The sequence below is a fragment of the Achromobacter sp. genome (assembly GCF_036567245.1).
Lineage (GTDB): Bacteria > Pseudomonadota > Gammaproteobacteria > Burkholderiales > Burkholderiaceae_B > Achromobacter.
Genome location: NZ_DATCUY010000394.1, coordinates 1 through 2867 on the forward strand (window position 1 = coordinate 1; position 2867 = coordinate 2867).

The 2867-nt window shown below is 66.4% G+C and carries 2 protein-coding genes; one reads left to right on the top strand and one right to left on the bottom strand.

What is annotated here, in order from left to right; all coding sequences use genetic code 11:
* The coding region (locus tag VIR09_RS16750) for a deoxyribodipyrimidine photo-lyase (protein ID WP_332013892.1) at positions 1–508 on the bottom strand (508 nt) is incomplete at its 3' end.
* Between the two features lie 282 nt (positions 509–790).
* Between VIR09_RS16750 and VIR09_RS16755 the strand changes: the two genes are divergently transcribed.
* The gene (locus VIR09_RS16755) at positions 791–2239 is read left to right on the top strand and encodes a CoA transferase (protein WP_332013893.1); all 1449 of its coding nucleotides are present in this window, start codon (positions 791–793) and stop codon (positions 2237–2239) included.
* Positions 2240–2867 lie beyond the last annotated feature (628 nt).

The following is a 2867-nucleotide window of genomic DNA, read 5'->3' on the forward strand; positions in this document are numbered from 1 at the left end:
GCAGCGCCCGCAGCGGCGCCGTGCGCAGGCGTTCGCGGCAGGCCCGCGCGTAAGGCGTGTAGACGCGGTAGCACTCGCCCTTGCCGGTCAGTACGGTGCCGGGCCGCAGCAGCGAGGCGCCGTGATGCAGCGTCCAATCCACGTCCATGGCCTGCAGGCGGCCGGCAACCGCGGCATCGCGGCGGCGTTCGTTGACGGCCCATTCGGCGTTGGCGTGGACCTGGCCGATGGCGTGGGTACGGCAGAAATTGGCCAGCGCGTCCGGCGCGTCGCTCCAGTCATGCACGGTCAACAGCCGCAGCGGAATACCCAGGCGGTCGAGTTCCTGCGATAGTTCGCGCAGATTGCGCAGCCAGAAATCGACCTTGGCCGGCGCGTCGCCATGCAGCCGCCATTGGCCGGGCGCGGCCAGAAACAGGGCGGTGACCTTGCCGGCTTCGGCGGCCGCGGCCAGGGCGGGATTGTCGTGCGCGCGCAGGTCGGTGCGCAGCCAGAGCAGCGTGTTCATGGCGGTCCAGGGCAGGGGGACGGCGAGGCTGGCATTCTATATTGCGCCCGCCGGGGGCGCGCGCCGGCAGGACGGGCTTGGAAGACGATGTAAAAACTACGAGTAGATGTGTCCTTGCCTGCACGGGCCGGCGCAGCGGGCCTCGCAGGGGAATCCGCGCGGCGCGGCCCAATTGCGGCGCTTTGCGGTCAAACCATGAAACACGCTGGCGCGTCGGGCATATTGACGCGGCCTGGGCCCCGCCATGTAATTCAAATAAACGACTAGAGCAAGATGAACGCTATGGGAAATCTGATGGACCTACGCCCGTCTTTTCTGAGGGGCCGCACACCCGCAGGCAATTCGTCGCGCGACGTTTTGCAAAAGCTCTGGCGCTCGGTGGATCTGCCCGATGAATCGCTGGACCATGTGGTGTTGACTGGCGCCGAACCGGTACTCCCATCGTCCTTCGCCGTCGGGACGGCGGCGCAGACCAGCATGGCCGCGGCCGCGCTGGCCGCGGCCGAAATCTGGAATTTGCGCGGCGGCGCCCGGCAGCAGGTCGGCGTCGACATGCTGCACGCGGTGCAGGAGTGCCGCAGCCACTACACCATCAACGGCATCACCCCCAATCCCTGGGACCCCATTACCGGCCTTTACCGCTGTGGCGACGGCGGCTGGGTTCGCATCCACGCCAATTTTGCCCACCACCGCGATGGCGCCCTGGCGCTCTTGGGCTGTCCCGCCGGCGAGGACACCACCCGCGCAATGGTGGAGCGCGCCTTGGGCCGCTGGAAGGCCCTGGATTTCGAGCAGGTGGCTGCGGACGCGGGCCTGCCGGTGGCGGCCATGCGCAGCTTCGACGAATGGGACCGCCACCCGCAAGCCGTGGCGGTCGCCGCGCAGCCCTTGCTCACCATCGAGCGCATCGGCGAAGCGGATCCGCGACCCTTGCCGAAGTACGGCAACGGCGCCCGCCCGCTCAAGGACATCCGCGTGCTGGACCTGACGCGGATCATCGCCGGACCCGTCTGCGGGCGGGCGCTGGCGGCCTATGGCGCCGACGTGATGCTGCTCAACTCGCCGCATCTGCCCAACATCGACAACATCATCGACACCAGCCGCGGCAAGCTGTCCGTGCTGGCCGACCTGGATACGGCCGACGGCCGTATCGCGCTGGGCAACCTCTTGCGCAGCGCGCACGTGTTCGTGCAGGGCTACCGCCCCGGCGGCTTGGCTGCGTTGGGCTTCGGCCCGCAGGACGCGGCGCGCATCCGCCCTGGCATTGTTTACGTGTCGCTGTCGGCCTATGGCGACAAGGGCCCCTGGGCCGGCCGCCGCGGTTTCGATTCCCTGGTGCAGACCGCAACGGGCTTCAATCATGCCGAGGCACAGGCCGCGGGCCAGGACGCGCCCAAGCCCATGCCCCTGCAGATCCTGGACCATGTCTCGGGCTATCTGATGGCCTTCGGCGCGCAGGCCGCGCTGGCGCGGCAGGCGACCGAAGGCGGCAGCTGGCATGTGCGCGTGTCGCTGGCGCAAACCGCGCAGTGGCTGCGCGGCCTGGGCCGCGTCGAGGGCGGCCTGGCCTGTCCTATGCCGGGCTTCGAAGGCTTGCTGGAAACCGAGCCCTCCGGTTTCGGCGAGCTGGTGGCCTTGCGCCACGCCGCGCAGTTCTCGGAAACCCCGGCCCGCTGGACCCGTCCGTCCAGCCCGCCCGGCACCCATCCTCCGGTCTGGCCGTTCAATTAAGGCCGCGGGCGCGCGCCAGCGCGCCATGAGGCGCTTGCCCCTGGGGTGGGCGGCCCTCTTCGGGCGGGGATGCTTCCTCGGTTCCGTCCCATTTTGACGAAAGCGCCGTAACACGGCCGGACAGGCGTGTCTGTTCGACACGACCCGCGTCTCCAGCGTTCAGCCATGCCTGAACCGCCTCCATCGCTTTTTCCCACAGGTCCTGTCTGACGTCCGTTGTACGCGGATCGATCTTGTATTCAGATTTTCTGTTATCGAATCAATAAATTACATATTGATATCATTAGTCATATAAATAGCATGTCGTCATATTTTGTCATTTTCTAATAACAACACGAACCCGCGGGCAAGGATCGCTTCAAGCGTGCACGCGATTTCGTCCTGGATCTGAACCAGAACGGATTCGCCCATGCCGCCATTTAGTAGTTTGGCGACTTTGCCCGGCCGGTACACCCCCGGCTCGCGGGATTCTTCAAGACAAGGTCATGACGATGCTGAAGCCATCCAAGTCATATGCTTGGCGGAGATCGGCCGCAGGCCGAACCAGAAAGGCGCTATGCATGGCACTTTCGGCTTTCCTGCTATTCCAGGGAAGCGCGGCGCCGCTAGCCGATGAACTGCGCAAGCC

Excerpts from the sequence above, each read along its gene's own strand:
- VIR09_RS16755 (WP_332013893.1), top strand. The coding sequence starts at position 791 with ATGGGAAATCTGATGGACCTACGCCCGTCTTTTCTGAGGGGCCGCACA.